This is a genomic window from Ethanoligenens harbinense YUAN-3, assembly GCF_000178115.2.
In the GTDB taxonomy this organism is placed as follows: Bacteria; Bacillota; Clostridia; order Oscillospirales; family Ethanoligenentaceae; genus Ethanoligenens; species Ethanoligenens harbinense.
The window spans coordinates 111,868-136,709 of the sequence record NC_014828.1 but is presented as its reverse complement, the minus strand read 5'-3'; the positions used below and the strand labels follow the sequence as shown (position 1 = coordinate 136,709).

At 50.8% G+C, this 24,842-nt stretch carries 24 protein-coding genes; 11 read left to right on the top strand and 13 right to left on the bottom strand.

What is annotated here, in order from left to right; all coding sequences use genetic code 11:
• Positions 1 to 25: 25 nt before the first annotated feature.
• Positions 26 to 1,417: a leucine-rich repeat domain-containing protein gene (locus ETHHA_RS00660; RefSeq protein WP_013484097.1), complete on the top strand. Its 1,392-nt coding sequence runs from the start codon at positions 26 to 28 to the stop codon at positions 1,415 to 1,417.
• A gap of 218 nt (positions 1,418 to 1,635) precedes the next feature.
• Here ETHHA_RS00660 and ETHHA_RS00655 read toward each other — a convergent pair whose 3' ends face one another.
• On the bottom strand, positions 1,636 to 4,092 hold the full coding sequence (locus ETHHA_RS00655) for a DsrE/DsrF/DrsH-like family protein (protein WP_013484096.1): 2,457 nt from the start codon (positions 4,090 to 4,092) through the stop codon (positions 1,636 to 1,638).
• A 239-nt stretch (positions 4,093 to 4,331) separates the two neighbouring features.
• Complete coding sequence (locus tag ETHHA_RS00650) at positions 4,332 to 4,961, bottom strand: class I SAM-dependent methyltransferase (protein WP_278244198.1); 630 nt, start codon at positions 4,959 to 4,961, stop codon at positions 4,332 to 4,334.
• Between the two features lie 69 nt (positions 4,962 to 5,030).
• Here ETHHA_RS00650 and trxA point away from each other — a divergent pair, with 69 nt between their 5' ends.
• A complete protein-coding gene (gene trxA / locus ETHHA_RS00645; RefSeq protein WP_013484094.1) occupies positions 5,031 to 5,354 on the top strand; it encodes a thioredoxin in 324 nt (107 codons plus the stop codon).
• Positions 5,355 to 5,479: 125 nt separating this feature from the next.
• On the opposite strand, the gene ETHHA_RS00640 is transcribed toward trxA, so the two are convergent.
• Positions 5,480 to 6,157, bottom strand: a complete 678-nt coding sequence (locus ETHHA_RS00640; RefSeq protein WP_013484093.1) for a Crp/Fnr family transcriptional regulator — start codon at positions 6,155 to 6,157, stop codon at positions 5,480 to 5,482.
• A gap of 463 nt (positions 6,158 to 6,620) precedes the next feature.
• On the opposite strand from ETHHA_RS00640, the gene ETHHA_RS00635 reads away from it, so the two are divergent.
• From ETHHA_RS00635 to ETHHA_RS00620, 4 genes are all read left to right on the top strand, one after another.
• A complete protein-coding gene (locus ETHHA_RS00635; protein WP_041686558.1) occupies positions 6,621 to 6,947 on the top strand; it encodes a hypothetical protein in 327 nt (108 codons plus the stop codon).
• A gap of 2 nt (positions 6,948 to 6,949) precedes the next feature.
• Positions 6,950 to 7,513, top strand: coding sequence for a DUF6385 domain-containing protein (locus ETHHA_RS15740; protein WP_041686557.1), 564 nt, complete (start codon positions 6,950 to 6,952; stop codon positions 7,511 to 7,513).
• A gap of 106 nt (positions 7,514 to 7,619) precedes the next feature.
• Positions 7,620 to 9,437, top strand: coding sequence for a glycosyltransferase (locus tag ETHHA_RS00625; RefSeq protein ID WP_013484092.1), 1,818 nt, complete (start codon positions 7,620 to 7,622; stop codon positions 9,435 to 9,437).
• Positions 9,438 to 9,484: 47 nt separating this feature from the next.
• The gene (locus ETHHA_RS00620) at positions 9,485 to 9,862 is read left to right on the top strand and encodes a DUF6385 domain-containing protein (protein ID WP_013484091.1); all 378 of its coding nucleotides are present in this window, start codon (positions 9,485 to 9,487) and stop codon (positions 9,860 to 9,862) included.
• 156 nt (positions 9,863 to 10,018) lie between these two features.
• On the opposite strand, the gene ETHHA_RS00615 is transcribed toward ETHHA_RS00620, so the two are convergent.
• Entirely contained in the window at positions 10,019 to 11,419 is a 1,401-nt protein-coding gene (locus ETHHA_RS00615) for a glycosyltransferase (RefSeq protein WP_198009334.1), read from the bottom strand.
• Between the two features lie 404 nt (positions 11,420 to 11,823).
• Here ETHHA_RS00615 and ETHHA_RS00610 point away from each other — a divergent pair, with 404 nt between their 5' ends.
• Together ETHHA_RS00610 and ETHHA_RS00605 are read left to right on the top strand one after the other, a co-directional pair.
• On the top strand, positions 11,824 to 13,701 hold the full coding sequence (locus ETHHA_RS00610; RefSeq protein WP_013484089.1) for a metallophosphoesterase: 1,878 nt from the start codon (positions 11,824 to 11,826) through the stop codon (positions 13,699 to 13,701).
• Between the two features lie 94 nt (positions 13,702 to 13,795).
• Positions 13,796 to 14,995 carry a YibE/F family protein gene (locus tag ETHHA_RS00605; protein WP_013484088.1) on the top strand — a complete coding sequence of 400 codons (1,200 nt, stop codon included), beginning with the start codon at positions 13,796 to 13,798 and terminating at the stop codon, positions 14,993 to 14,995.
• 317 nt (positions 14,996 to 15,312) lie between these two features.
• On the opposite strand, the gene ETHHA_RS00600 is transcribed toward ETHHA_RS00605, so the two are convergent.
• The 6 genes from ETHHA_RS00600 to ETHHA_RS15370 all read right to left on the bottom strand — a co-directional run bounded on the left by ETHHA_RS00600 (position 15,313) and on the right by ETHHA_RS15370 (position 20,416).
• A complete protein-coding gene (locus ETHHA_RS00600) occupies positions 15,313 to 17,136 on the bottom strand; it encodes an ABC transporter ATP-binding protein (RefSeq protein WP_013484087.1) in 1,824 nt (607 codons plus the stop codon).
• 302 nt (positions 17,137 to 17,438) lie between these two features.
• Positions 17,439 to 17,624, bottom strand: coding sequence for a DUF4288 domain-containing protein (locus ETHHA_RS16265; RefSeq protein ID WP_479723652.1), 186 nt, complete (start codon positions 17,622 to 17,624; stop codon positions 17,439 to 17,441).
• A 266-nt stretch (positions 17,625 to 17,890) separates the two neighbouring features.
• Complete coding sequence (locus tag ETHHA_RS14205; protein ID WP_013484086.1) at positions 17,891 to 19,075, bottom strand: diguanylate cyclase; 1,185 nt, start codon at positions 19,073 to 19,075, stop codon at positions 17,891 to 17,893.
• Between the two features lie 268 nt (positions 19,076 to 19,343).
• Complete coding sequence (locus ETHHA_RS00590; protein WP_013484085.1) at positions 19,344 to 19,694, bottom strand: DsrE family protein; 351 nt, start codon at positions 19,692 to 19,694, stop codon at positions 19,344 to 19,346.
• 76 nt (positions 19,695 to 19,770) lie between these two features.
• Entirely contained in the window at positions 19,771 to 20,178 is a 408-nt protein-coding gene (locus ETHHA_RS00585) for a hypothetical protein (protein ID WP_156793964.1), read from the bottom strand.
• Between the two features lie 22 nt (positions 20,179 to 20,200).
• Positions 20,201 to 20,416 carry a hypothetical protein gene (locus ETHHA_RS15370; RefSeq protein WP_137143817.1) on the bottom strand — a complete coding sequence of 72 codons (216 nt, stop codon included), beginning with the start codon at positions 20,414 to 20,416 and terminating at the stop codon, positions 20,201 to 20,203.
• Positions 20,417 to 20,526: 110 nt separating this feature from the next.
• Between ETHHA_RS15370 and ETHHA_RS00580 the strand changes: the two genes are divergently transcribed.
• The 3 genes from ETHHA_RS00580 (at position 20,527) to ETHHA_RS15365 (ending at position 22,470) form a co-directional block, all read left to right on the top strand.
• Positions 20,527 to 21,336 carry a hypothetical protein gene (locus tag ETHHA_RS00580; protein ID WP_013484084.1) on the top strand — a complete coding sequence of 270 codons (810 nt, stop codon included), beginning with the start codon at positions 20,527 to 20,529 and terminating at the stop codon, positions 21,334 to 21,336.
• A gap of 129 nt (positions 21,337 to 21,465) precedes the next feature.
• Complete coding sequence (locus ETHHA_RS00575; protein WP_013484083.1) at positions 21,466 to 21,894, top strand: hypothetical protein; 429 nt, start codon at positions 21,466 to 21,468, stop codon at positions 21,892 to 21,894.
• Between the two features lie 426 nt (positions 21,895 to 22,320).
• Positions 22,321 to 22,470 carry a hypothetical protein gene (locus ETHHA_RS15365; protein ID WP_156793963.1) on the top strand — a complete coding sequence of 50 codons (150 nt, stop codon included), beginning with the start codon at positions 22,321 to 22,323 and terminating at the stop codon, positions 22,468 to 22,470.
• Between the two features lie 365 nt (positions 22,471 to 22,835).
• Here the strand turns inward: ETHHA_RS15365 and ETHHA_RS00565 are convergent, their stop codons facing one another.
• The 3 genes from ETHHA_RS00565 to ETHHA_RS15960 all read right to left on the bottom strand — a co-directional run bounded on the left by ETHHA_RS00565 (position 22,836) and on the right by ETHHA_RS15960 (position 24,826).
• The gene (locus tag ETHHA_RS00565; RefSeq protein WP_013484082.1) at positions 22,836 to 23,402 is read right to left on the bottom strand and encodes a recombinase family protein; all 567 of its coding nucleotides are present in this window, start codon (positions 23,400 to 23,402) and stop codon (positions 22,836 to 22,838) included.
• Between the two features lie 294 nt (positions 23,403 to 23,696).
• The gene (locus ETHHA_RS00560) at positions 23,697 to 24,479 is read right to left on the bottom strand and encodes a C1 family peptidase (protein ID WP_013484081.1); all 783 of its coding nucleotides are present in this window, start codon (positions 24,477 to 24,479) and stop codon (positions 23,697 to 23,699) included.
• Positions 24,479 to 24,826, bottom strand: a complete 348-nt coding sequence (locus ETHHA_RS15960; protein ID WP_013484080.1) for a hypothetical protein — start codon at positions 24,824 to 24,826, stop codon at positions 24,479 to 24,481. Before ETHHA_RS15960 ends, ETHHA_RS00560 begins: the two co-directional genes overlap by 1 nt.
• Between the last annotated feature and the right edge of the window lie 16 nt (positions 24,827 to 24,842).

Below are 24,842 nucleotides of genomic sequence, written 5' to 3'. Positions count from 1 at the left end.
TTTATAAGGCAGAGGTCTGGAAAGCATGGCATTTGAAATCGAAAACGGGATCATCCGGCGGTATGTGGGCGCAGAGGAGGAGGTTCGTGTGCCCGAGGGCGTAACGGCGATCTTCGACAATGCGTTCAGTGAGAGCAAGCATGTCAAACGCATTATTCTGCCCGCCGGGCTGAAGTCGGTGGGGCACTGGGCGTTCAACCGCTGCCAGCTGCTGGAGAGCGTAGCGCTGCCGGAAGGGCTGGAATCCATCGGGCGCAGCGCGTTTCGCAGCTGCATCCGCCTGAGGGACATCGCGCTGCCGCCCACGCTCACCACACTCGGCGGCAAGGCATTCGAGTTCTGCAAGAGCATCAAACGGCTTGAACTCCCGTCCGGCATCCGGGAGATCGGCGATAAAACGTTCTCGAATTGCTCCGCGCTGTGCGCGGTCACCATCCCGGATGGGGTGGTGCGCATCGGCGGGTGGGCGTTCGAGGGTTGCGTGGGGCTGGAAACCATCACCCTGCCGGACAGTGTGGCCTCCATCGGGGAGGGCGCGTTCCTCGACTGCACCGGCCTGGAGACGGTCACAGTGGGCAAGGGGGTGCAGACCGTGGGCGGCGACGCCTTTGCCGGCGCGCCGTGGCTGGAGGATGATCCGGGCGATTTTTTCGCCATCAACGGCAATTTGCTGCGCTATACTGGCCGCGCAAAATGGGTGATGGTGCCGACTTCCATCACCGCCGTCTGCGCCGAGGTATTCGAGCGCTGCCGGGAGATGGAGGGGGTGGTGCTGCCGGACAGTGTAACGCGCATCGGCGACGGCTCGTTTGAGGGCTGCCCGGCTTTGCGGCGGGCGGAGCTGCACAGCCGTATCACCGAATTGGGCAACGGCGTGTTCGAACTTTGCAAAGCGCTGGACTATGTGGTCGTGCGCGGCCTGTTGGCCGGTGTGAACAGGACCGCGCCGGCATGGCGGGCACACACGGCTCTATACGGCAATACCTGTACGGCGCTCACGGTCTATCTGCCGGTTTCCTGCGGCGCGTCGTTCCGCACGGTGTTCCATGCGGACGGGCAGGGGGTGCACGCCCTGTTTTCGCGTTATTTTTCGTTGTTTCAAAAAATTGATGATACGGATGCAAAGGTGTTAATGGCGCTTGAACGGCTGGTTTCACCGTATCTGCCCGAGTCCGGCGAGATGGAGGCCTACCGCTCGTTTCTGACGGAACACCTGCGCGAGGCGATGCGGCTTTTCCTGGCGCGCGCGGACCTGCTCCCGGTGCGCGCGCTCGGCGCGCTGGGGCTGATCGGGGAAGATGCGATCGGCGACCTCACCCAAATGGCCGCGGAGGCGAAACACACGGAGATTTCCGCGTATCTGCTGGCGTACAAGCGCGAGCATTTCGGTTTTCATGCACCGACGTTTGATCTGTGAACCAATTCGGCGGAAAAGCACAAAAAAATCCCCCGGCTGATACCGGGGGATAAACGACAGAATACAAAGTCCTTGAAAAAGAGGGGGGAAAAGAATCAAAAAGCATATTCTTATGATACAAGCGACCTGTGAACAGGATGTGAAGCGGCGGTGAAGATTTTAGAAGGGGCGTCTCCCCGTCTGCTTCAGTGTGGGTTTGGAACTGCTGTACCCCTGAATCAGATAAACAGGTTGGTGTCGGATTCTTCCGCGTTGGCCAGGAACGTCGCGACGCCGCCGCTTTTGATACCGTCGATCAGTTCTTCCTGCTTGATGCCCATCACATCCATGGACATGGTGCACGCCGTGATCTCCACGCCGTTTTTGATGGCTTCCTTCATCAGGTCTTCGAGCGAACTGATGTTTTTGTTCTGCATCACGGAGCGGATGAGTTTTGGACCCATGCCGCCCATGTTGAGTTTGGACAGCCCCAGTCTCCGGGAACCGCGCGGCATCATCCGACCGAACATACTAGAGATGAAGTCTTTTCTGACGGACGTTTTTTCCGGCTTGCGCAGGATATTCAGCCCCCAGAACGTGAAGAACATATGCACTTTGCGTCCCATGGCGGCCGCCCCGTTGGCAATGATGAAAGCGGCGATTGCTTTATCAAGGTCTCCGGAAAAAACGATGATGCTCTTATCGTTCCCGGAATCCGCCGGTGCCTCGCAGGCCGGGGCGGCGCTGTGTTTCTGGAGGGTGGCACAAAACTGTCTGCCGTCGAAATGCGAGTCGATCAGCAGGTTGCCGGTGCGTTTGCAGAAGCCTTGGATGTCGCTGAAAAACGCCGGGTCGGTCGCTTTCACAGCCAGCACTTCTCCGTCGCAGGCTTCTTTCAACGCCTTGTTCACTTCCAGGATGGGACCGGGGCAGCTCAGGCCACAGGCATCCACCACAATGGTTTTCCCGGATGGCTTGCAGGGGGCGCAGGTGGCGGCGGCTTCATCCGGACAGCCGCAGTCCTGAGATTCGGCGGGGGCTGTGTGGTCTTTCTGAATCTCATTCCACAGGCGGTAGCCGCCGCTGAGGTTTTCGACATGCCCAAAGCCGCTCTGCATGAGGATGCGGGACGCCAGATAGCCGCGCAGCCCGATCTGGCAAAACAGATAGACAGGCTGATCCTTGCGCAGCTGGCCCAGTTCTTCGCGCAGACTGTCGAGCGGGATGTTGACGGCGCCGGGAATGCTGCCGCCCTCAAACTCCTCTTTGGTGCGCACGTCCAACAGCGTGGCCTTCTTCAGGTCGATGTCCGCGACATTCTCGGCATAGAAGGGCCGGACGCGTTTTTGCAGGATGTTTTCCGCAGTGTATCCGGCCATGTTCACCGGGTCTTTTGCGGAGGAGAACGGCGGCGCGTAGCACAGTTCCAGTCTTGTCAGGTCGTTTACCGTGCCGCCGAGGCGAAGAACGGTGGCGATGACGTCGATGCGTTTGTCCACACCGGTATATCCAATGGCCTGCGCACCCAGAATGCGGCCGGTATCTGGTGCGAACAGCAGCTTGATGCTGATCGGCAGCCCTCCTGGATAATACGAGGCGTTGGACGAGGAGTAGGTATACGATTTGAGATACGGCGTGGCGGTTGCTTTCAGCCGCTCCTCGGACAACCCGGTGGACGCGAAGGACAGGTCGAACACTTTCAGCACCGAGGAACCCTGCGAGCCTTCGTATTTGAGGTTGCCGCCGCAGATATTGTCCGCGGCGATGCGCCCCTGTTTGTTGGCGGGCGAGGCCAGCGGGATATACGCGGGCGTGCCGCTGGCCCAGTCGGTCACCTGGATGGCGTCGCCCACCGCGTAGATATCATTGTTGCTGGTCTTGAGCGTGTCGTCCACCAGGATAGCGTCGCGCAGCCCGGTTTTCAGCCCCGCGTCTTTGGCCAGCTTGGATTCCGGTTTCACGCCCGCCGACAGGATGGCAAAATCCGCGCACAGCGTCGTGTTGTCCGACAGGCTGAACGTAAGGCCGTCTTTTGTCTCCTTGATCTCCTGTACGCTGGTGTTTAGCCGGAGCGCGACGCCTTTCTCACGCAGATGGTTGTGCAGCTGCGCCGCCATATCCGCGTCCGCCGGCGGAAGGATGTGGTCGGTCATCTGGATGATGGTGACATGGATGCCCAGATGGTGCAGATTTTCCGCCACTTCGATCCCGATGTAGCCGCCTCCGATGATGACGGCTCGTTTGGGCTTGGCGGTGTCGCAAAAGTCTTTAATGGCGTAGGTGTCCGGGATGTTGCGCAGCGTGAAGACCTTTTTGCTGTCGAACCCGGGCAGACGCGGGCGCAGCGGTTCCGCGCCCGGCGAGAGGAGCAATTTGTCGTAACCTTCCTGATAGGTGGAACCGTCGGATGTCCGCCGGACAGTCACCTGCTTGTTTTTCGGGTCGATGGCCGTGACTTCGCTGCCCACCCGCACATCTACACGGAAACGTTCCCGGAAACTTTCGGGCGTCTGCAGCGTAAGCTTGGATTTTTCCTGGATGACATCGCCTATATAATAGGGCAGGCCGCAGTTGGCGAATGAAATATAGTCGCCCCGTTCGAACAGGACGATCTGCGCGTGTTCATCGTTCCTGCGCAGGCGGGCAGCCGCCGACGCGCCGCCCGCAACACCCCCGACAATCAAAACTTTCAACATGAGTACCCCCTCCGGATCTGTTCGGTCTAAACCAATGTGCCGTCTTGCGGATGCACGTGGGAATGTCCCGCCGCGCTTCCCGTTGATTTGAGTATATGGAAATCGAACGGTTCATTCCGTAACATTGTCACGTACGACAGCGGCCGTAGGGTGCCGAACATGGCGGAAGGCCGTTTTTTCATGGGGCGTAAGGCAGACGGCTTCCGCATGGAACGGGAGGTAACGCGGCTTTCCGGCGGTTATTTCCGGGCGGCTTTTATCACATAGAACGCGCCGTGGAGGTTTATTTCCTGTACGGGCGTGAACCCGGCAGCCCGCAGGGCCTCCATCGTCCGGTCTTTGGGCAGCCTGTGAGCCGCCGGCGGACCGAAACCGGTGAAAGACGGATCGAATTCGATAACAGCGATGCTGCCGCCTTTCCGGCAGATGCGCGCGGCTTCCTGCAGCCAGCGGACTTTGTCGTCGACTTCATGCAGGACGGTACAGACCAAGAGAAAATCGGCCGCGGCGTCCGGGAGGTTAGTTCCGTATTCATCCGCCTGCACGGTGGTAATGTTGGAAAGGCCGGCCGCCGCCGCGCGCTTCCCGATCTCGTCGAGCATTTCCCGCGCGATGTCAACCGCGTAAACGGTACCTTTTCCGCGGTTGATTTCGGCTGCCGGCAGCGTGAACAAACCGGTGCCGCAGCCGATGTCGGCCAAGGTCTGGTCAGGCGAAAAGCCGAGCGCAACCAGCGTTTGCGCCGGGGATAAAAGGTTCCGCCGTTCTTCCGAATCCAGTTTTTTCAGATGGGAAGGATCGAATTTGTGCGCCATATACTGTGACCTCCTTGTTTTTAAAAAACGCCTGCCAACGTGCCCCTGCGTGATGATGTTACGGAAATACGCGGGCGCACAGGGTATATTGACAACAGAATCAGGAAAGGATTGGTGATTGCAATGTCTGCCATCTCATTGAACCGCAGCAATTTTGAAGATGTGGTCCTGAACACCGACAAACCGGTGCTGATTGATTTCTGGGCATCCTGGTGCGGGCCCTGCCGGATGCAGTCTCCCGTCATTGAAGAACTCGCGGAGAAACTCGAAGGTGCCGCAGTTGTTGCGAAACTGAACGTGGATGAAAACCCCGAGCTTGCCGCGCAGTTTTCGGTCATGAGCATCCCCACGCTCGTGTTTGTCAAGGACGGAAGGATCGTGGGGCGCAGAACCGGGGTGACATCCGGAGCCGAGCTGCTCTCCATTCTCCGCACGGTCAGCGTTTAAAATCCTATCCACAAATAAGGGGATTTGCAGTTTTGTTGTTTGTTGTATGAACAGGCTCTAAAAACATAGGAACGGATGCCGGTGCCTTGCCATTGCGCAGGATCCGGCATTTTTTGTTTTCCGCGTCAGTGGCTTATCTCCTGCAGTTTTTTTGCCTGCGTGATGGTGATCTTCCCGCGAGAAAGTTCAATCACGCCGTCATTTTCCATATATTTGAGTACCCGGCTAACGACCTCGCGGGCCGTTCCCAGGTTTTTTGCAATGGTGTCATGGGTGATGGTCAGGATCTGCGAGCCTTCCAGATTGGTTTGCTCCAGCAGGAAGGCGGCCACGCGCTGGCCCATGTTTTTGGTGACCATCTGCTCCATCACCCACATCACTTCGGAAAAGCGCTCGGAAACCAGTTCCATCGTAAACTGCTTGACCGCGCTCTCCCGCTCGGAGAGGCTGCCCAACAGGGCGGCCGGGATGAAATATACGCTGCCGGCTTTTTCCACTTCCAGTGTCACCTCGAAGGTGATGTTTTTCAGGACACAGGAAGCGCTCAGAATGCAGATGTCGCCTGCAAGCAGCCGGTAAAGCGTCAGTTCCTTACCGTCTTCCAGCTCAAAAAAGGCGCGTAACTGGCCGCTTTCAACTACAATCAGCCCGTTGCACTCTTTTTCACGGCTGAGGATGGTCTCCCCCTTCTCAAAGGAAGACTTCAAACCCGCCGCAGCAATCAAACGGCGGTCGTTTTCGCTCAGACGCGCCAGAAAAGGCAGATGCTGCGCTAAAAATTCCATGTCATGGGGGTATAGCATGGCGCTCCTCCTTTTATGATTCGTTTCCATGATGTACAGTTGTAAAAAGACCCGTTGATTCTCTCCGCGGGCCTGCCCTGCCGGGAGGCCGCGACGTATTCCGCCCGGCGGAGAGATCTGCAAAGGTTCATATACCTCACAGTATAGCATCCTCGCCGTGTCAAGGAAAGTTTAATTTTGTTTATCGCCGTTTTCCTGTTTTACCCGTTCAGGTTCGCCTGAGCGGGCTTTTTGTATGTGGCCGTTGCTGTTTGCGAACAGGTTCATTTTGCATTTGCAAATTTCCGAGAACGTTTCAAGCAACCTTGCGTTCTGTGTGTCCGGCTTCCTTGAACATAGGGAGCGGCGGAACGAGGACGCTCTTCTGCCAAACTAAACAAACGGGACAACCGCCCCGTGTCCGCATATGCTGTAGAGAGCGCCATACAGAGCACTCAAATCTATGATAAAGCGAGTTCAGCATATGAACAATCTGGTATTTAATACAGAAGCCGAACAATTAAAAACCAGTATATACGCACAAGCGCCGGATTCCAGTTTTCAAGCCATTCAAAGCGATGCGGACGGTAATATTGGCGTAGCTGTCGGCAACGCGGTCACGATCGCCAACAACAGCCTGACAGTGGCCGGCAGCGTGACGGTCGGCAACGCGGTCACGATCGCCAACGACAGCCTGACGGTGGCCGGTAGCGTAACGGTCGGCAACGCGGTTACAATCGCCAACAACAGCCTGACGGTGGCCGGCAGCGTAACGGTCGGCAACGCGGTCACATCGCCAACAACAGCCTGACGGTGGCCGGCAGCGTAACGGTCGGCAACGCGGTCACGATTGCCAACAACAGCCTGACGGTGGCCGGCAGCGTAACGGTCGGCAACGCGGTCACAATCGCCAACGACAGCCTGACGGTGGCCGGCAGCGTAACGGTCGGCAATGCGGTCACAATCGCCAACGACAGCCTGACGGTGGCCGGCAGCGTGACGGTCGGCAACGCGGTCACAATCGCCAACGACACGCTTACAGCCTTGATCAGTGGATATGCATTTACGTCGGGCAGTGTTGCCATCACAACCAGCACGTCCAGCATCGCTTTCGACAACCTGGATATTTCCAGCATCCGTGAGGGCAGCTTCTTCGTCCATAATGTTGGAAGCACGCCGTTCACGGTCTCTCTGGAGATCAGTCCGATTGCCGACGACGCATATTATGCAGTTGACCCAAGCTACGCCAGCCAACTGGTTGGAGCGAATGCGAATGTTTTGCTTGCCATCACCAAGCTGGGCAATTACGCAAGGGTACGGTACTCTCTGCTCGGGCAGAATACGTTTCAGGTCTTTTATAACGTGCAAGGGTCTTAAACTGCCCGTGCTTTCCGGGAAACGTCCGTTGTCCGCAAACGCGCAACGGACGTTTCTTATTCCTTCTGTACAAATATACATTCTTTCAGGCGAAAGAGAGGTTTCTATGCAGGAACAAACACTCAGTCTGTGCATCATTACCAAAAACGAGGAAAACAATCTCTCAAGATGTTTGGACAGTGTGAAACACCTTGTGAATGAAATCATTTTGGTGGATACCGGTTCTACCGATCATACGATCACCATTGCAAAACAATACGGTGCGCACGTTTATCAGGAAAAATGGCAAAACGATTTCAGCAAGGCGCGCAACGCTTGCCTGGATAAGGCTACAGGTGACTGGATTCTGATATTGGACGCCGATGAGGCGCTGGACCCTAATGATCGGGACAAACTGCAGCAGTGGATTTCTACAACCACATTGGATGGCGCGCATTTTACCATTCGCAACTATTTGGGTGGCGATGCCGCGGGCGATTTTACGGTTCACAATGGATTTCGTCTTCTGCGCAATACGGGTGAGTATTGCTTTGCAGGGGAAATCCATGAGCAAATCGTCCGAAAAGACGGAAAACCCATCGGAAACCGTTTTTCCATCGAGCCCATCCATATCGACCATTATGGGTATCTGGAGGAGGAAATCCGCAAAAAGGGCAAGCGCAAGCGCAACATCCCGCTCCTGGAAAAGCAATTGCGGCGTGATCCCCAAAATGCCTTTACGTTATTCAATATGGGCAATGAATATCTGGCACTGGGTGATTATGGAAAAGCCTTGTCCTATTACCAGAAGGCCTATGTGCACATGAACCCCGAACAGGCTTATGTGCCCCATCTGTTCTTCCGTATAGCCAATTGCCTGCAAAATGCAAACCGGATGGACGAGGCCGACCGATATTTGCAAGAAGCGCTATCCATTTATCCGAACGGAACAGACTTTTTGTTCCTGCAAGCCTTCGGCCGGCACAAATGCGGAAAGGATACGATGGCCGTGCGCGGTTATGAAACCTGCCTGGAGATGGGAGAACCGCCCTCCGCCTTACAGTTTGTGGAAGGATGCGGGACCTACCGCGCGGCATGCCAGTTGGCCGAGCTGTACTTTGAACTGGAAGATTATGAGATGGCTGTCCTGTATTACAATCGAACATTGGCCTACAACCCGCGTCTGACAAACCTTTTGTATCGCATCGGCACGGCTTTGCATAAACTGTATAACAGTGCCGATGAAGTACATGGAAAGCTCCGCGCCTATTTTGCCGATCCGGAGTACCTGCCGAACAAAATTGTTTTGATTGATATCCTTCTCAATGAACATTGCATGGCGCCCGCGCGGATGGAGCTGACCAATTGGAAATCCACCGGAGAATTCGAGCGGGAACGCCTTTATCTGCACGCGCGCGCGGCTTTTCTGGACCGCCGTTTTGAGGATGCAAGCGACTGGTTTGGCCGCATTCTGTCGCAAACACGGTCCCCAAAGCAAATTCTGGCCGGTATGGAAAGAGAGAGCGCGTGCTACCTGTATGCCCTGCTGCAGCTTATGGAAACAGCAGAGCATAGCGGGCAGCTCCGCTTGATTCGATCCAGCGCCGGGGACCTGTTTTACCGCATTTGCCTGCAAATGGATGCCATCTCCCGGCAGGCGCCGGATGTCTATTTGCACGATGCAGACAATGGGGACGCCGTCGCGGCCGGCTGTATGCTGATTTTTGACAAGCTGCTTATGGCCGGGGCATATGATTTGTTTGAAAGGCTTCTCCCGATTATCAATTATGCCAATACACCGAAGGTGCTGCTTTATCTGGCCGGGCTTTATCAAAAACGCGGTTTTTCCTCCATGGCCGTCAAAAATGTGTTACGGTCCGTTAAAGAAATGGATACGCTGGACGCATTCGGAGCGGCGCTTCTCTACCATTCCATCCATGCCTGAGCAGATCGCTGAGGGGTACAAAGTCCGTATCATCAAGAGGTGGCAAAATGGATATATCGTTTCCAAATTATGCAGACTCCTTCAAGTGCGATGGCAGCAAAATGGATATGCCGCCGAAAGGCCGCTTTTTTGAACGAATGGTTTTTTTAAAAACCAACCCGTACGCTTATACGTATACGCCCGTCATCGGTATATGGGATGCCCGGATACTCACGGTCTTTGTTTACAATACTGGAGAAGCGCCCATCAAAGTTCATATTCAAAATACGCCGGACGGCCGGCATTTCGTGAACGACACGCAGATTTTATCCTTGGACCCGGACGAAATCGGCTCATTGGTTCCCTGCATTTTTTCCAAAGGGTTACGTATTGCCGGAATCGGCGGTCCAGGCACCGCGCAGATATGGGCGCAAATGCAGATGTGATGGATATCTGTTTTCGCAATCGGGGACAGGAAACGAATGGCCGCCGTGCTTTGCCCAAACGAAAAAAAGGTTCAGGTTCGCTTTGCCGCAGGATGGAGTGCCTGCCGCGGCGAACCCGGGCCTTTGCTGAATGCGTTTATGGACGCAGGCCGGTGGTCAACCGAATGCAGCTCCTTTTTCGGATGTTTGCGGACCCATCTGCGCCTTTAACAGATATTGATATGTTTCAAACTGCTGGCGTTTCTCTTCGCCGGATACCGCAACCAGACGGTCTACCCATTCGTTGCTTTGGCTGCTTCGCGGAAGCTGTTTGCTTTGTATGACCGGAAGCGTATACCCGCATACGGCAAACAGCCGGATTATTTCCGCAAGGGTAAAGAACCGGAGGTGTGTGCGGTCCAGAATACCGGCATCCTGATATGTGAAATTTCCGTTTAACAAACCGGACAAGACGGAATAATGCATGATGTTGGGGATGCTGGCTAAAACAGCTCCGCCTGTCTTCAGATATTGCCTAACATTTCGCAGCGCCCGCTCCGGATCCCGCAAATGTTCCAATACGTCCGCAAACAGAATATAGTCGAAAGTCTGCGTATCGTAATCAAGCTGCACTTGCTCGATATCAACGCTCTGGATGTCGGCAAACCTGGATGCAATGGCTGCGGAGGCCGCATTGCACTCGATGCCGTAAATTTCCGCATTGGGAAACTGCTCTTTGATTTTCAGAAGGGTCGCACCACACGCACAGCCGACTTCCAAAACACGAAGCGGACTGTTTTGTTTCGGCTGCATGAACGAAAGAATATCATACCGCACAAACGTGGAATAGGTAGCGTTGAATCCCCATTTTCCTTCAAATTTTTTGGCATTGACCTCCAAGGCTGTTTGATAAGCCTTGGGGTCTTTTCCGAACGAAGCGCTTCCTTTATGATAGATAAATGTATTTTTGCTAAGCAACAATTGGTATCCGGCACGTTGAATACGAAACGAATAGTCGTCATCCTCATAGTTGCCGGGATAGAACCGTTCATCCAGCAGCCCGATTTTTTGGACGACCGTGCGTCTGATCAGCAGACAAAAACCGACCAGCTTGATTTTACGCTCGTAATTCGGTTTTGCACGATTGAATTTGCGGGCAAAAGAAAGCAGGCTGCTTTCTTTTGAACGGTCGATTTGAATCTGCTGATCGTTGGAACAGCAATTTGTCACGGGGCCGACGGCGCCGACATCTTCCCGGCTGTACAGACATCGCTGGAGATTTTGCAGCCAATTCGGCATAACCATGGTGTCGTTGTTTAGCAGCAGGATGTCGTTTCCCTCTTGTGCTGTTTGGATACCCTGGTTGCATCCGGCAGGAAACCCTCTATTGCTTTCATTTCGGATAAACCGGATATCCGTCTGCTCTTGAATCCAGTCCGGCGTACCGTCCGTAGAGTGATTGTCCACTACGATGAGTTCATAAGAGTCAGCGGGCGTGTTGCTTCGTATGCTTTCCACACAAAGCGCCGTATCGTCTAAATTGTTGTATGTCAAAAGAATGATGCTTGTTTTCTTCACCGTCAAACCACCCTGCATTGTGTTTTTATGCATAGCACATGTTGCCATCAATACAGTATAGAGGGGTTTGGCCGGTTTTGTGTCTGCTCTCCCGCATTCCAAAGGAAAACGGTGCAAAGGCTATAAACATCCACATAAAGAGATGTAACGCTTCCGGCGGCGTGCGTATAGAAGCACTTTTGGGGTTTTATACCGTTTAGACATAGATCGCTTTGCAGGGGAGATCCCGTTTTTCAATTTTTGGCAGTCGGTCCGTCGCATTTGGCATTAAAAAGGAATATTCGTAAAAAGTGTGTAATGTTGTGTAAAAATACGGTAAATAGCCTTGTTGCGGACGATGGCCCCCCCGTATAATAAAATACGGTTGAGATATAAAGTAGAATGGCGCAAGATGGAGGAAAACAATGAATATTCGTAAAAAAGCGTGCATTGGCACCGTAGCCGTGCTTCTGGCGCTCAGCGCAGGCATGACGGCCATGGCCAAAACGGCCAACTTCCAGGATGCCTCTGCAAAAGGCGGCAACGAGTGGGCTGTCTTCAACAGCAACTGGGCTTCGATCCGGGACAACACCGGCCTGATTACTCTGACACCGGGCACCGACAGCTCGCAGATGAATTTTGCTTGGTACTCGAACGCGCAGGAGGCCCCGGTGATCCATGTATCCGCCAAGTCGGACATGAGCAGCTCCCAGATCTTCAGTGGCACGAGCACGTCTTTTACCTCAAGCAACGGCACCACCTATTTTTCCAACAAAGTGACCGTGACCGGCCTTACTGCAAGCGCGACCTACTATTATACGTATAATGACGGCAGCACCCCGACGGCTTTCACGACCGGAAACCCCTCCAACTTCAGCTTCCTCTGGGCAGGCGATCCGCAGATCGGTTCCTCTCAGGGCGATGTGACCGACAGCGGCGCGACGCTGTCCGAGTCGGACGCGGACATCAACGATTCGTTCAACTGGGCGGCTACGCTGACGACCGCGCTGCAGGCACATCCCGGTTTCAACTTCATCCTTTCCGCCGGTGACCAATGCCAGTACAGCAGCAGCGGCACCAATGCCCTGCCGGAACAGGAATACGCCGGTTTTGCGTCCCCTAGCCTGCTCCGTTCGCTTCCGGTTGCCACCACCATCGGTAACCACGACAGCAAGCATCCGGACCTGCAGTACCACTACAACAATCCCAACGCCGTCACCGCCTCTGCGCCAAGCGCCGCGGGCAACGACTACTACTACAGCTACGGCAACGCGCTGTTCATCGTGCTCGATACCAACAACATGAACATGGCCGACCACGAAAACACCCTCAAGGCGGCCACCCAGGCTTATCCGAACGACAAATGGCGCATCGTTTCGTTCCATCAGGACGTTTACGGTTCCGGCAACGATCATTCCGATTCCGACGGCATTATCCTGCGCACCCAGATCACCCCGCTTATGAAAACCTATGGCATCGACGTGGTGCTCAACGGACATGACCACAGCTATTCCCGTTCGTACGATCTGGTCGACAACGGCCAGACACACACCACTTTCTCCAGCACCGACAAAACAAGCGACGGCACGGCGGTTTCTCACGATGATTACCTGTCGGCCAACAACTGCTACACCATCCTCAACCCCAAGAACGCGGATGGCAGCTACATCGATCAGACGACCTCCATTGATCCCCAGGGCACCTACTACTTCACGTCCGACTCCGCTACCGGCAGCAAATATTACAACCTGATTACGCCGCAGCAGAACTATGTCGCCAAAAGATGGCAGAGCTTCATTCCCACCTACTCCATCGTCAACGTAACCGAGACCGGATTCACCATCAATACCTATGAGACCGACACCGGCTCCAAGATCGACGATACGTTCACCATTGTCAAATCGGCTGATAAAACCAGCCTGCAGGCTCTGATCCAGACGGCGCAGGCAGTGGATAAGAGCAAATACACGGATACCTCTTACACCGTGCTGCAGACCGCCATCGCCAATGCGCAGGCAGTTGTCAACAACCCGGCCGCTACCTCCGCGGATATCTCCAACGCCTATGGCCAGCTCCAGCAGGCCTACAGCAACCTCGTGCTGACGTCCTCGCCGTCTGCCACCCAGACCGGCCTGACCACCGGCGGCACGACTTCCTCCACCACCTCTACCACCTCCAACAGCACCGTCAGCAACCCGAACACCGGTGAAGTCGGCAATATGTACAGTGAGCTGGCGTTCCTGGGCCTCATCGGCGCGGGCGTGGTGTTGATTACCAGCAAACTCAAAAAGAGATTCAAATAAGGCTCGGTTTTCATTGTCGCAATCGTTTTCTCCAAAACATTACGAGACAGTTACGCTGTTTCGTAATGTTTTTGGTTTTGTGCAGGAGGATCTTATGCTCTCAAAATGGTTTCCCGATACGTTTACTGCGATCCGCCGAGTGGTACTTGCAGCGCTTCTGGTGCTGTATGTGGTGTTTCTGGTCTTTTTCAACCAGATCCCGAAAACGACGATTGTGGACTATAGCGGCAGGACGTTTGCCCGGGCCAGCGTGGTCGAGATCGTGAAGGACAATCTGGCATCAAACGGCCAGCGCTATGGCAATCAGATCGTCAACCTGCAGGTGCTGGAGGGAAAATACAAGGGCCGGGTCATGACCGCCACAAGCTCGGACGGTTTCCTGGTCGGTGCTGTGTGCAAGGTGGGCATGGAGGTCGTCGCCATGATCAGCGTATCCGGTGACACCTCGGTCGTAACGGTTTACAGCCCCAACCGCCAGGTAGCATTGTATGGATTCGTCGGTGCATTTTTGTTGGTGCTCTGGATGGTGGGCGGCAAAAAGGGCATTCGCTCCGCGATTGCACTGCTCTTTACATTTTCATCGATCATTTTCCTTTACCTGCCCATGATTTACCGGGGATTTTCGCCGTTTTGGGGAGCTGTCCTCATCTCAGTGTTTACAACGATTGTCAGCCTATATATCATCGGCGGCTACACCGTGAAAGTGCTTTCGGGTATTTTGGGAACCATTTTTGGCATTGTAATCGCCGGCGTGGCTGCCGCTCTGTTTGGACAGGTGGCCGGCATATCGGGATATAATGTTTCCAATATCGATACACTTGTTCTCATTGGCCAGAACACACATATCCAGATTGGCGACCTGCTGTTTGCGGGAATCCTGTTCTCTTCGCTGGGTGCCGTAATGGATGTGGGGTATTCCATTGCTTCCGCTATTGACGAAATCAGTGAGCAAAACGCCACCATCTCCCCCAAGCAGCTTTTTATGTCGGGCATCCACGTAGGCCGCGATATGACCGGCACCATGTGCAACACATTGATCCTCGCATTTGCAGGGGGCATGCTGAGTACTCTTGTCACGCTGTATGCCTATAACCAACCGTTTTTGCAGACCATCAACTCCTACGATGTCGGTATCGATATAATGGAAAGTTTGTCCGGCAGTTTCGGCGTCATTCTGGCGGTGCCGATGGTTGCCCTGGTGTCTTCCAGACTGATCCCCATCTTACGGACCAGACGTTTAAAAAAGCAGATGTTACAGAAAACATCGGGCACCCCGACGGATCTGGTTCACTGAATCCGATTATGTAAGGCAGCTGATTTTTCTTGTGTAATTACAAATGCCCCCTGCTATCGCAAGGGCTAAAACGTTATTCCGTACTGCGGTAAACCCCGCAAGACTATTTTGGCTTAAAATCATACACGGATTCTTCGTCGGAATCATAATCGGCCAGTTTCCGACACGATTCACTCGCTGTTTTTAAATTTCAGCTTGTTTAACCCCGTTATCCGGCAAAGGTGCACGGCGCGACATGGTAGCAGGCCAGCCATATTGACGGACGATATCGTAGCTTGGTTAGCCGTGACAAATACATACGCTGTATTAATCGTCTTTTATTGCATCGAATGGCTCTCATCAGCCGAATGAAACTGTTTGTCATATAAGTCTTTATAAAGCCCATTTAGCTTGATGAGATCGAGATGACGCCCGCTTTCAACGATATGTCCGTTCTCTACAACAAAAATGATGTCTGCGGACAAAACCGTAGAAAGCCTGTGGGCAATAACAAGGCTGGTACGGGTTTTCAAAAGAGGATCAATCGCCTGTTGGATGAGCGTCTCCGAATTGGAGTCCAATGCGGAGGTAGCCTCATCAAAAATAACGATCCGAGGATCTTTTAAGAGCGCTCGCGCAATGGAAATGCGTTGCTTTTCACCTCCGGAAAGTTTGATCCCGCGATCGCCCACCACGGTGTCATAGCCCTGCGGAAGCGACTTGATAAAATCATGGATATTGGCCGTTGTACAGGCTTGAACCAGTTCAGCTTCCTTTGCGTTGGGGCGGGCAAACAACAGATTTTCCCGGATAGTTGTATTGAAGAGGTATGTATCCTGCGTTACCATGCCGATTTGATTGCGCAGGGAATGCAGTGCGATTTCTCTGATGTCGATTCCATCCAGCAATACGGCGCCGGATTGCACTTCGTAGAGCCGCGGCACAAGATATGTGATCGTTGTTTTTCCAGCTCCGCTGGGGCCAACGAAAGCCGCCATTTGACCAGACTTGATCTCCATATTGATGTCGGTCAGCGTTGGGGCATTGGTCTCCTTGTAAGAAAAAAAGACATGCTTGAAACGAATTTCTCCGTCCGCCCTGCCGATGTTGCAGGCATCCGGTTTTTCTTTAATTTCATTTTTCAAGTCAAGATATTGAAAAATGCGCTCAAACAATGCCATTGAACGCACGATGTCGACATGGATGTTTGCAAATGTATTGACCGGACCATACAGTCGTGTTACCAATGTAACGAACATGACGATGCCGCCTATGGTGATATCGTGATACTGGATCAAAATCAAACCGCCGAACAGGTAGATCAACATGGGGCCTATGGCCACAAAGGTTTGAATGGTCATGATAAACCAACGTCCGACGACCGTTTCCCGTATGCCAAGCTTTGTGACCGTATCATTTATGTTTTGAAATTCCTTCTCCTCCTCCTTTTCTTTTGTAAAAAGTTTGATCAGCATCATACCGCTGACATTTAGGGTTTCTGTAATCAGGGTCGTGAGCTCTGCCAATTTTGATTGCATGTCCGCTGCTATTTTCCAGCGCGCCCGTCCTACTCTTCTGGTGGGAAGCAAAAACAACGGGAGAGTCAGCAGGCTGATAATTGCCAATTTCCAATTGATATAAAGCAATATCACCGTCGTTGTGACAAAAACAAGAATGCCTTGCAAAATCTGAATAAACGTGTTGGAAAAAACGCTTTCGATTCCGCCAATATCGTTATTGATGCGAGAGGAAATTTCCCCGGCCTGCACATTGGAAAAAAAGCGGATGGACATATGCAGCAAATGCTGGTACATATCTTCGCGCAGATTCCGGATGATATTTTTGGAGACCAACGTATTCAGATAACTCTGTCCAACCGAAATGAGATTTACCAACAGCAATAGGGCAAAAGAGAGCACAATATAAAGCAGCAGCAATCGGATATTTTTTTGGGGCAAGGCAATGTCAATAATGTTTTTTGTCAGCAACGGAGGCACGATTTCCATGGCCGATGTAAGAACAATCAGCAAAAGAATAACCGCCATTATTTTCCAGTATGGCTTAAAGTATGCGACAATGCGAAAAACCAGTGCTTTTGTAATATGTGGTTTTTCGTCCGTTTGATGGTAAAAGCGAGAACCTCTTGAACCATGTCTAACCATATTATCCCTCGTTTGGCTGGAAAAAGCGCGATCCATTTGCTCATTTTAAGGTTCGCTCATCTGACTTGCAATATGATTGGCGATTTTCAATATGCAATATGCGTATAAAATCTCATCAACGTTTTACGCCCAAAATAAGACGTCCAAATTTCTAACAAACGGCATTCAACGAAGCTCACAGCCTGTTGTTCCGATCATTCGTGACGAAACACATCCATATCTCCGGCAGTACAATCATTATATTTTTTGTCCAAAACAGCTTGATCATTCTCTTTTTAATTTTTTAAAAAAATGATAACAATCTATGGACTTATAAAATTCATGTTTTGCCATTTGGCCTTATCCATTTTTGCAGATACTTCCGCGACTTCATATGCCTCATCAAAATCGGATGCTTTTACCAACAATAAGCTTTCTGCAAAAAACGTATTTGTATCACTATGATGCGCATCCATCTTATCCGGATTAGGTTGACCTGTTGTTGCAATTTTATGTGCTAGATTTACACCGAGCTAATCTTTTCGGAGTTCATATTGATTTCCCATATTGCCCTCACAGTTCATCGTAACCATAAAAATGGGATGCTTTTTGATTTCAATTTTTAACACAAATACGATACATGAGATATTTACTTTCCTTAAAATCATCCATACTCTTCCCTATAATTCTGAGATCACCTCATCTGATTGTTTCAAACACTACTAAGCATTCCGAGCATTTGTAAGAGCAGGGGATAAACATGGATGTCACGAAATCATAAAGTTTCCTCCTCATAGTCCAAGATAGTGACGCGATTCCGACCGTTATTTTTTGCTTGATATAGAGCTTGGTCAGCAATTTTAATTATACTGTCAAAATTTTTTATGTTTGCTACAGTCCCAGTGCAGATACCCAAGCTAATGGTGATATAAGGACAAGCAAGGGAATTCCGGTTTGGAATTTTGAGATTTAAAATTCTCAATCGGAGCGCATTGGCAATCTCGATAATGTTTTCTTTGGTTATATTGAAAGCCGCATAGATAAATTCCTCACCGCCCCAGCGAACGGCGATTTGGTATGTGTTTTCGACTATGGAACCGATCTGTTTTGCCACCGTAGTCAATGCTGCATCTCCCGCGTCATGCCCGTAGGAATCGTTATACTGCTTGAAGTAGTCAATATCTATCATGATGACAGATACAGTAGAATGCATTTGAAACGTCTTATCAACAAACTCACGAAAACTTCTGCGATTTGGAAGCTCCGTCAACTCGTCCATAAGCGTAAGTTTTTTCAACTGCATGTTCGCGATAGCAAGCTCTCTATTAATGATCCTGTTTTCTTCCATTCCCTTTTCGAGTAGTATTTTCGACTGATTCATGAGTTTTTCGATGACATAGTTATCGCAGTAATTGCGGTATACAATTCTCGATGCCATCCAAGATATGACAACAAAAACAAGCAGATTTACGTAATGACCGATCAGCACATTGCTTGATCTCTGAAAAAACGGCAGACCAACCGTGAGAATGATTATAGAAATCAAATAAGGGATTCTCATCATTTTTGCGTCCATCAAATAAATGATAGAGCATACGATCATGTTGACCATAAAAGACATTAGCTGGCCATATAATCGCTGATCCATCAGAGAGATAACGCTTCCCCAGGCCATAATCAGGGTCAAATAAAATGTAAATAGAGCATTGGTCGCGCTTGTATGAATACATTTCAGAGTAAAACAGTGGGTCAAAAACAAATACACCAAGTTGATGGAAATCATCATAAAATACATGATGGAATACGAATAAAAGGAAAATGTATTGCTGATTTTCTGAAAAGAACAAATGACATCAATTAGCAGATAAACAGTCTCGAAGACTATGATAACGATTGCCAGCAACTTTCCTCTTTGAATATTTTGGAGGATCAGGTCATTTTTAAACTCTTTGCTTGCCAAACATTCTTTTCTCGTACTTGTTTGAATATCATTCTTAAAAAAATATGGTGTTTTCATATTTCTGATAAATCGTTTCGACTCCTTTATCGATTAAAATTTACTCTGCACTTCTATATAACTCCTGATTATTCCGTTTGGCCTGCACTTATTTGTGCGTAATACCTTGTATCTGTGTCAACACCCCTATCAAAGAATTAGATGATATGCAGTCAAATAAACCTTGCCCAATAGCCGAACAATATAACAGGGACGCTCATGACGTTTTCAGTTATGGTTTGATGTATGCATATCCCTCCATCTGCCTGTCAACTAATTCCCTGACCCCAGCAGGAACAATCTTTACGAATTGGCATATCTGCTCTTTGGTAATCTTCATCCCTTGCAATGCATGATTACAAGCCACAAACCGAACCCCCTTTTGTGACAAGGCCTCCATTGTGTGCGAATCGGCGATGCCGCCATCGAGTAAATAACCCTTAACAGCTTCTGAATTAGCCAACACCTCTACTATTGCATTAGGGAATATACCCTCATACGACAACAACAGATTATGAACACTGTTGATAATCAGATTCCATTTTTGAGTTTCATCTATATGAAAAACAACCCGAGGGTCCATAATGATTATCCTTTCCATTTCGTCTGTACAAAAAATTGAATTCATTCTGCAACAAAGTTTAGCTTTTCGTCGTCTGCTAATTGTTGGAAGGACTATGTAATATATATTTTTGGGGGGCACCATAGACTTGCTCATCTTTTATAACGGCTGTATTACTGTCTATAATAAAAACAACTGCAAGCCCTTCATAAAAACCTTGATGAATACCATCGTACAGCGAATACTCAACGCCATCAAATGATGGAGAAAGAAGATAGCATTTGTTAGACTTAGAAAGTTTTTTAATTTTATCCATAAGATTATCCGGAGTGAATTTATTGCTCGAATCAACAATACATGACTTCTTAATAAATTGATCGTGATTGCTAAATCTCCATAAAGCATTCATTCGTTTCTTGGGATTATTCAATTCATATATCAACCGATCAACAATTCGCTTTTCACAAAATGTCTTTACAAATGTTTCTTCCATGCTGATGTTCATTATGATCCCCAACCAAGTTTTATCATATAACCCATACGAAATTGGCCTTTGGGTTTATTATACCACAACCTGTGGCCAAACACATCATTTTCCAAAGTTTCAACAAAACGCGGCGTATTGCATCAACAGATAAATTCGCTGCCATTTCATGCGCTTCGTATAAAACATGCCTTGTCTTTGAAAACAACCGAAAATCACGCCCGCCGCTTTGTATTGCAGACGCTTTGCTTTTACCCACAGTCCTTCTCCGCATTCGTCTGTTTTTTACGTGGTTTTAGTTGAAAGGCTATGTGATCTCCCGTATGATAGAATAGGTGATTGAAAATGAGAGAAAGGACGGCGGAGAGCATGGAACATATAAAAAAGAACGGGCTGAGAATCCTGATTATTTCCATTGCGTGCGGGACATTGGACTTTGTGCTTCAGGGAGCCACAGCTTCTTTGCATGTCAATAATCTGAATACGATTGAGCCGAGCATGTTCGTTCGGATCGGCCTGATCTACCCGCTCTTAATCGCGTACTATTGGGCGGATTATTTGATTATGGCGATCATATTTGTGTGGATTGAGCAGGGATTGCCTGGCAACAGATGGCTAGAAGGCCTTACATACGGGCTGTGCATCGGTGGGTTGTATTTGATCGGCATGTATGAGGGTATACTGATTTTAAACGATACGGTGATAAACGCCACCTGGGTTGGTTTATGCGACGGCTTGCCTATTGTATTCATGGGCGTTCTCGCCGGTATTTTTACCGGAACACCCGGTGTGCAGGGCCGATACCGCCGGCGCTTGTATCAAGTCCCAATCATTTCCATGCTTTATGTTGGGGGAAGATATTTCTCCTATGGCGTGCTGCATATCCACTCGGCATATGTCGCCATGCCCTTGGGGACCTTTGTCTGGACGCTCTGCCAGGGTGCCTGGATTGGGGTTCTGTATGTTCTTTTGCGGCCTGGGATCAAGAGAGTTGCACCGATCACGAAAGCGCTGTTCTTTGGCACGGTCATCTTCGGATTGAACTGGCTGATGTATCATTTTTTTATCCCCATGATGTTTGAAACATCCATTGCGGATATTCTGATTCGTGTGGGAGTGGATAGCCTGTCTGTGACCATCGGCGCCTACATCTGTGAAAGGCGGGCTCATACGGCATAGCTATTTTCCCCCTGCGACCATGCTTGCCAGCCAAAATCATTATACGGTTTTCAGACCACATTTCACAGAAAGTACGCCCTATGCATTCTGCACTGCGTTGCATGGTAAAAGGGAAGAAAGGGGCTCCCCATGAAAACCTCGCATTTCTTCACAAAGATTGCCGCCATATCCGGGACGATCCTCGTTTGGATTCCGGTTTTGTTTACGGTCATCACATCCGTGATCGGCACGCTGACCAGCGGGAGGCTGCGATTTGACTTTCTGATGCCGGCAGAGCTGTTTCCGTTTGCTTTGGGCGGCGCCATTCTGCTCGTATTTACGGCGCTGCGGACACGTTTTTATCGAAAATACGTGGTCATTGGCTTTACTCTTGCGATTCTATGCCTGTTTGGCGGCCAAGGCATCGCCGTTGTCAGCGGGCTGGCATCGGGGGCCATCGCGCCTGCGGGGCTGGTTTGGGCAGCAGTTGTCGTTTCGATCGTTATCTATTCGCTGTCGGTTGTCGAACTGGGCATCGTGGGAATCCTGATAGCCTTAAAACTATATCGATCCAAATAAAGAGCTGATTTTCAAAACAATACGGAATGTTTGTGCTACCTCCTTCAGCCTTTTCTCACACTCGTCAAAGCCCTCCTGAACGAAATTCAGGGGGGCTTCGCTTTGCATTTATTCCGGGAAGCGCACCCCGTTTTCCGAGCATGGGCGGTTGTTCTTACACATCCTGGAACAGCCTGCAATAGATCTCCGCTCGTCGGAGGCCGTTTTTCCTGGCCATAACAAACCATATGTTAAGTTTTTTCTGGACAATCCGGAATATCTGCGGCTTTTCTTTTTATGCGATTTTCCTACCGGAAGATCTCGGATGAAACACTGAAAGACAAACCGGTGTCGCTTGACCGATCCCCTATATGGTGTTCACCGACCTGATCACACGAATCATCCGGGATCAGAAAAAAAGAGCCATCCGAATACGATGATTCGGATATGCTGACACTTTTCAGTTGGGGATCGGTTCACGGCATCACCATCCTGCTCGTCCGCAAAAACTTTCCATATGAGGGAGATGTGCCGGAACTCGTCCGAAAGCTCATATGGAGCAAAAGCGTGATCCCCCAGCCCGTGCTCCGAAAATAACGGAAAATGGCACGCGGACAAAAAGCCGCCGCAAAACAACGCAAAACGAGCCGCTCCCCCTGTTCTGGGAGCGGCTCGTTCGTGCGATTGGTCACCCGACATTTGGTGCCGTACCATAAGAACCGCTGCATACGCGTTCCTCCCACCAGCCATAAGCGACCCGTACGCTGGCAGGTGTATTGGCTCCCTCCTGGTTTGAAAGAAAAATGGCAAAATTTCCACCGGGAGGATGTAGCTTTTCGCGCTAAATCCGAAAACTTTTCGCGCTAAATTCGAAATATTTTCGCACAAAATGCAAAAACCCAAAAAAATCAAGCCCTAGAAATTCCCGCAAAGGCGCTTCTAGGGCTGTTTTAAAGGCTTTTTCAGTCGCGCAACTGGTTCCGCGATGCCACATAGCGGTATAAAGTGCTCTTGGAAAGCCCTGTGGCACTGCAAATTTCGGGGATTGTGTATTCCTGGCTATCGTACATTTTGAGCGCAGTATCCGCTTTTGGATTTCTTTTTGAGGGTCGGCCACCATGCCGGCCACGAGATGCAGCAGCCGCAATTCCTTCTCTCGTCCGTTGAGAAATAAGATCACGCTCAAATTGCGAAATTCCCGCAAAAATAGTAAAAAGCAGTTTTCCCTGCGGCGTGGTTGTATCGATCCATGATTCCTTTAAACTTTTGATATCGGCGCCCGCCAATTGGATACGATCCACGATAGAAAACAGATCTTTGGTACTCCGGCTCAATCGTGTAAGATCAGAAACTACGATTACATCTCCTGACCGTAAATGATTCAAGAGTTCATTTAATTTTGGCCGGTCGACCTTTGCACCAGTGACTTTCTCATGATAAATTTTTTCAACACCGGCCAATTCTAACGCGTCAATTTGCCGATCCAGCAGCTGTTCGCCCGTACTCACCCGAGCATATCCCAACAACATATACCCATCCCCCTTCTGATACTTCAATCGTACCATAAAAGGGTTAAATCTGCAATGTGTGGGAATCGTTTTGGGGAATATTTTATGGGACTTTAAAAATGGCTTTAAACTGTTTTTACCAGCCTTTTAAAAATCATCCCATTAAACGGTCGTTTATTGGGATGATACAACGCAGCCTATGGTATGTTTTTAAGAAAACCGCGCCCTTTTGTCAACCGAAAATATTGAAGCACTAAAATCAGCCCTCATGCTGCATTGCATGAAGGCTATTTTTAATGTTTCAGGTGAAAAATCCTACTGTACGATTACCCACGTATCCATCAGCAGCTTTTCCAGCACCTCATAGGTGGCCGTGAAATAGCCGGAACCGTTCAAGCCGATGCCGGTACCCCAGCTGTTGCGAATTTTGAAAAATCCGGCGCTGTGGCGCAGAACCACATGGCCCATAAAATCCTTGGCCTTGCAACCTGTGGACGGCTCGTCATGATGGGCGACAATCACCAGCGCGTGTCCGCCCAGCAGCGCGCCGCCCGGCGCGGGGATGATGCCGCTTTGCAGTGTGGTCTGGGATTCAAAGTTTTCGTATATTCGGATGCCGATGAGCGGCGTGTGCCCGGCGGAAAGCGCCTGCCGGATCTGATCGATGCCGGATACGCGGTAGTAGGTATAGATTTTGTCGTTGTCCAGATTGGCGTTGTCATAAGCGACCTGCGGGGGTTTGTCGGCAAATCGGGAGATGTTATACGGCCAGACAGCCGCGTCGCACACGCCGTTGTTGGATAATGCCTGACAGGTGGTGCGCAGGTCGCCGCCGGAGTCCTCGCTCACGGTGCCCATCAGCGCGCGCACGTTGTAGTATTCAAACAGGTGGGACGGCGTGAACGCATATCCCTTGACATACGCGTCGATGGCGTCGATGGCATGGCTCTGGCAGCTGCTGAGCTGTCCCTGATCCCAAACGGGAGGAAATTTGGCGGTGTAGTCGGTGTCGTGCAAAACGGGCACCGGGGCCAGCGCGGAAAAACGATAGTCGCGCGCATCCGGCGCATCCGGGCGGAGCAGATATTTGTGTCGCATTATTTGTCCTCCTTTGTGCCGTCTCCCGCACGAAGCGGAGTGGGCACGCCTTGGCTGTCATCCGCTGCCCGGTTTTGCACATTAAGCACCGTCAGCGCCTGCTCCGATGTCCGGGCCTGCACGGCGATCTGTGCCGTTTTGATCTGTGCGTCGGCTTTGATCTGCGCCGCCGACTGAATGCCGGTGGATACGATGTAGGCGATGAACGTACCCCCTGCCGCGATGATGGCCGTGATTTGCTCCACACTGCCCTGCGGCACATTGAAGGAGATCAGTATGGATGTGGAAAGGGCGATCACGGCCGCCCAAAACGACTTGTCCGAAAGCAGTTTCTTGAGATTAGACATGATAAATCCTCCTATT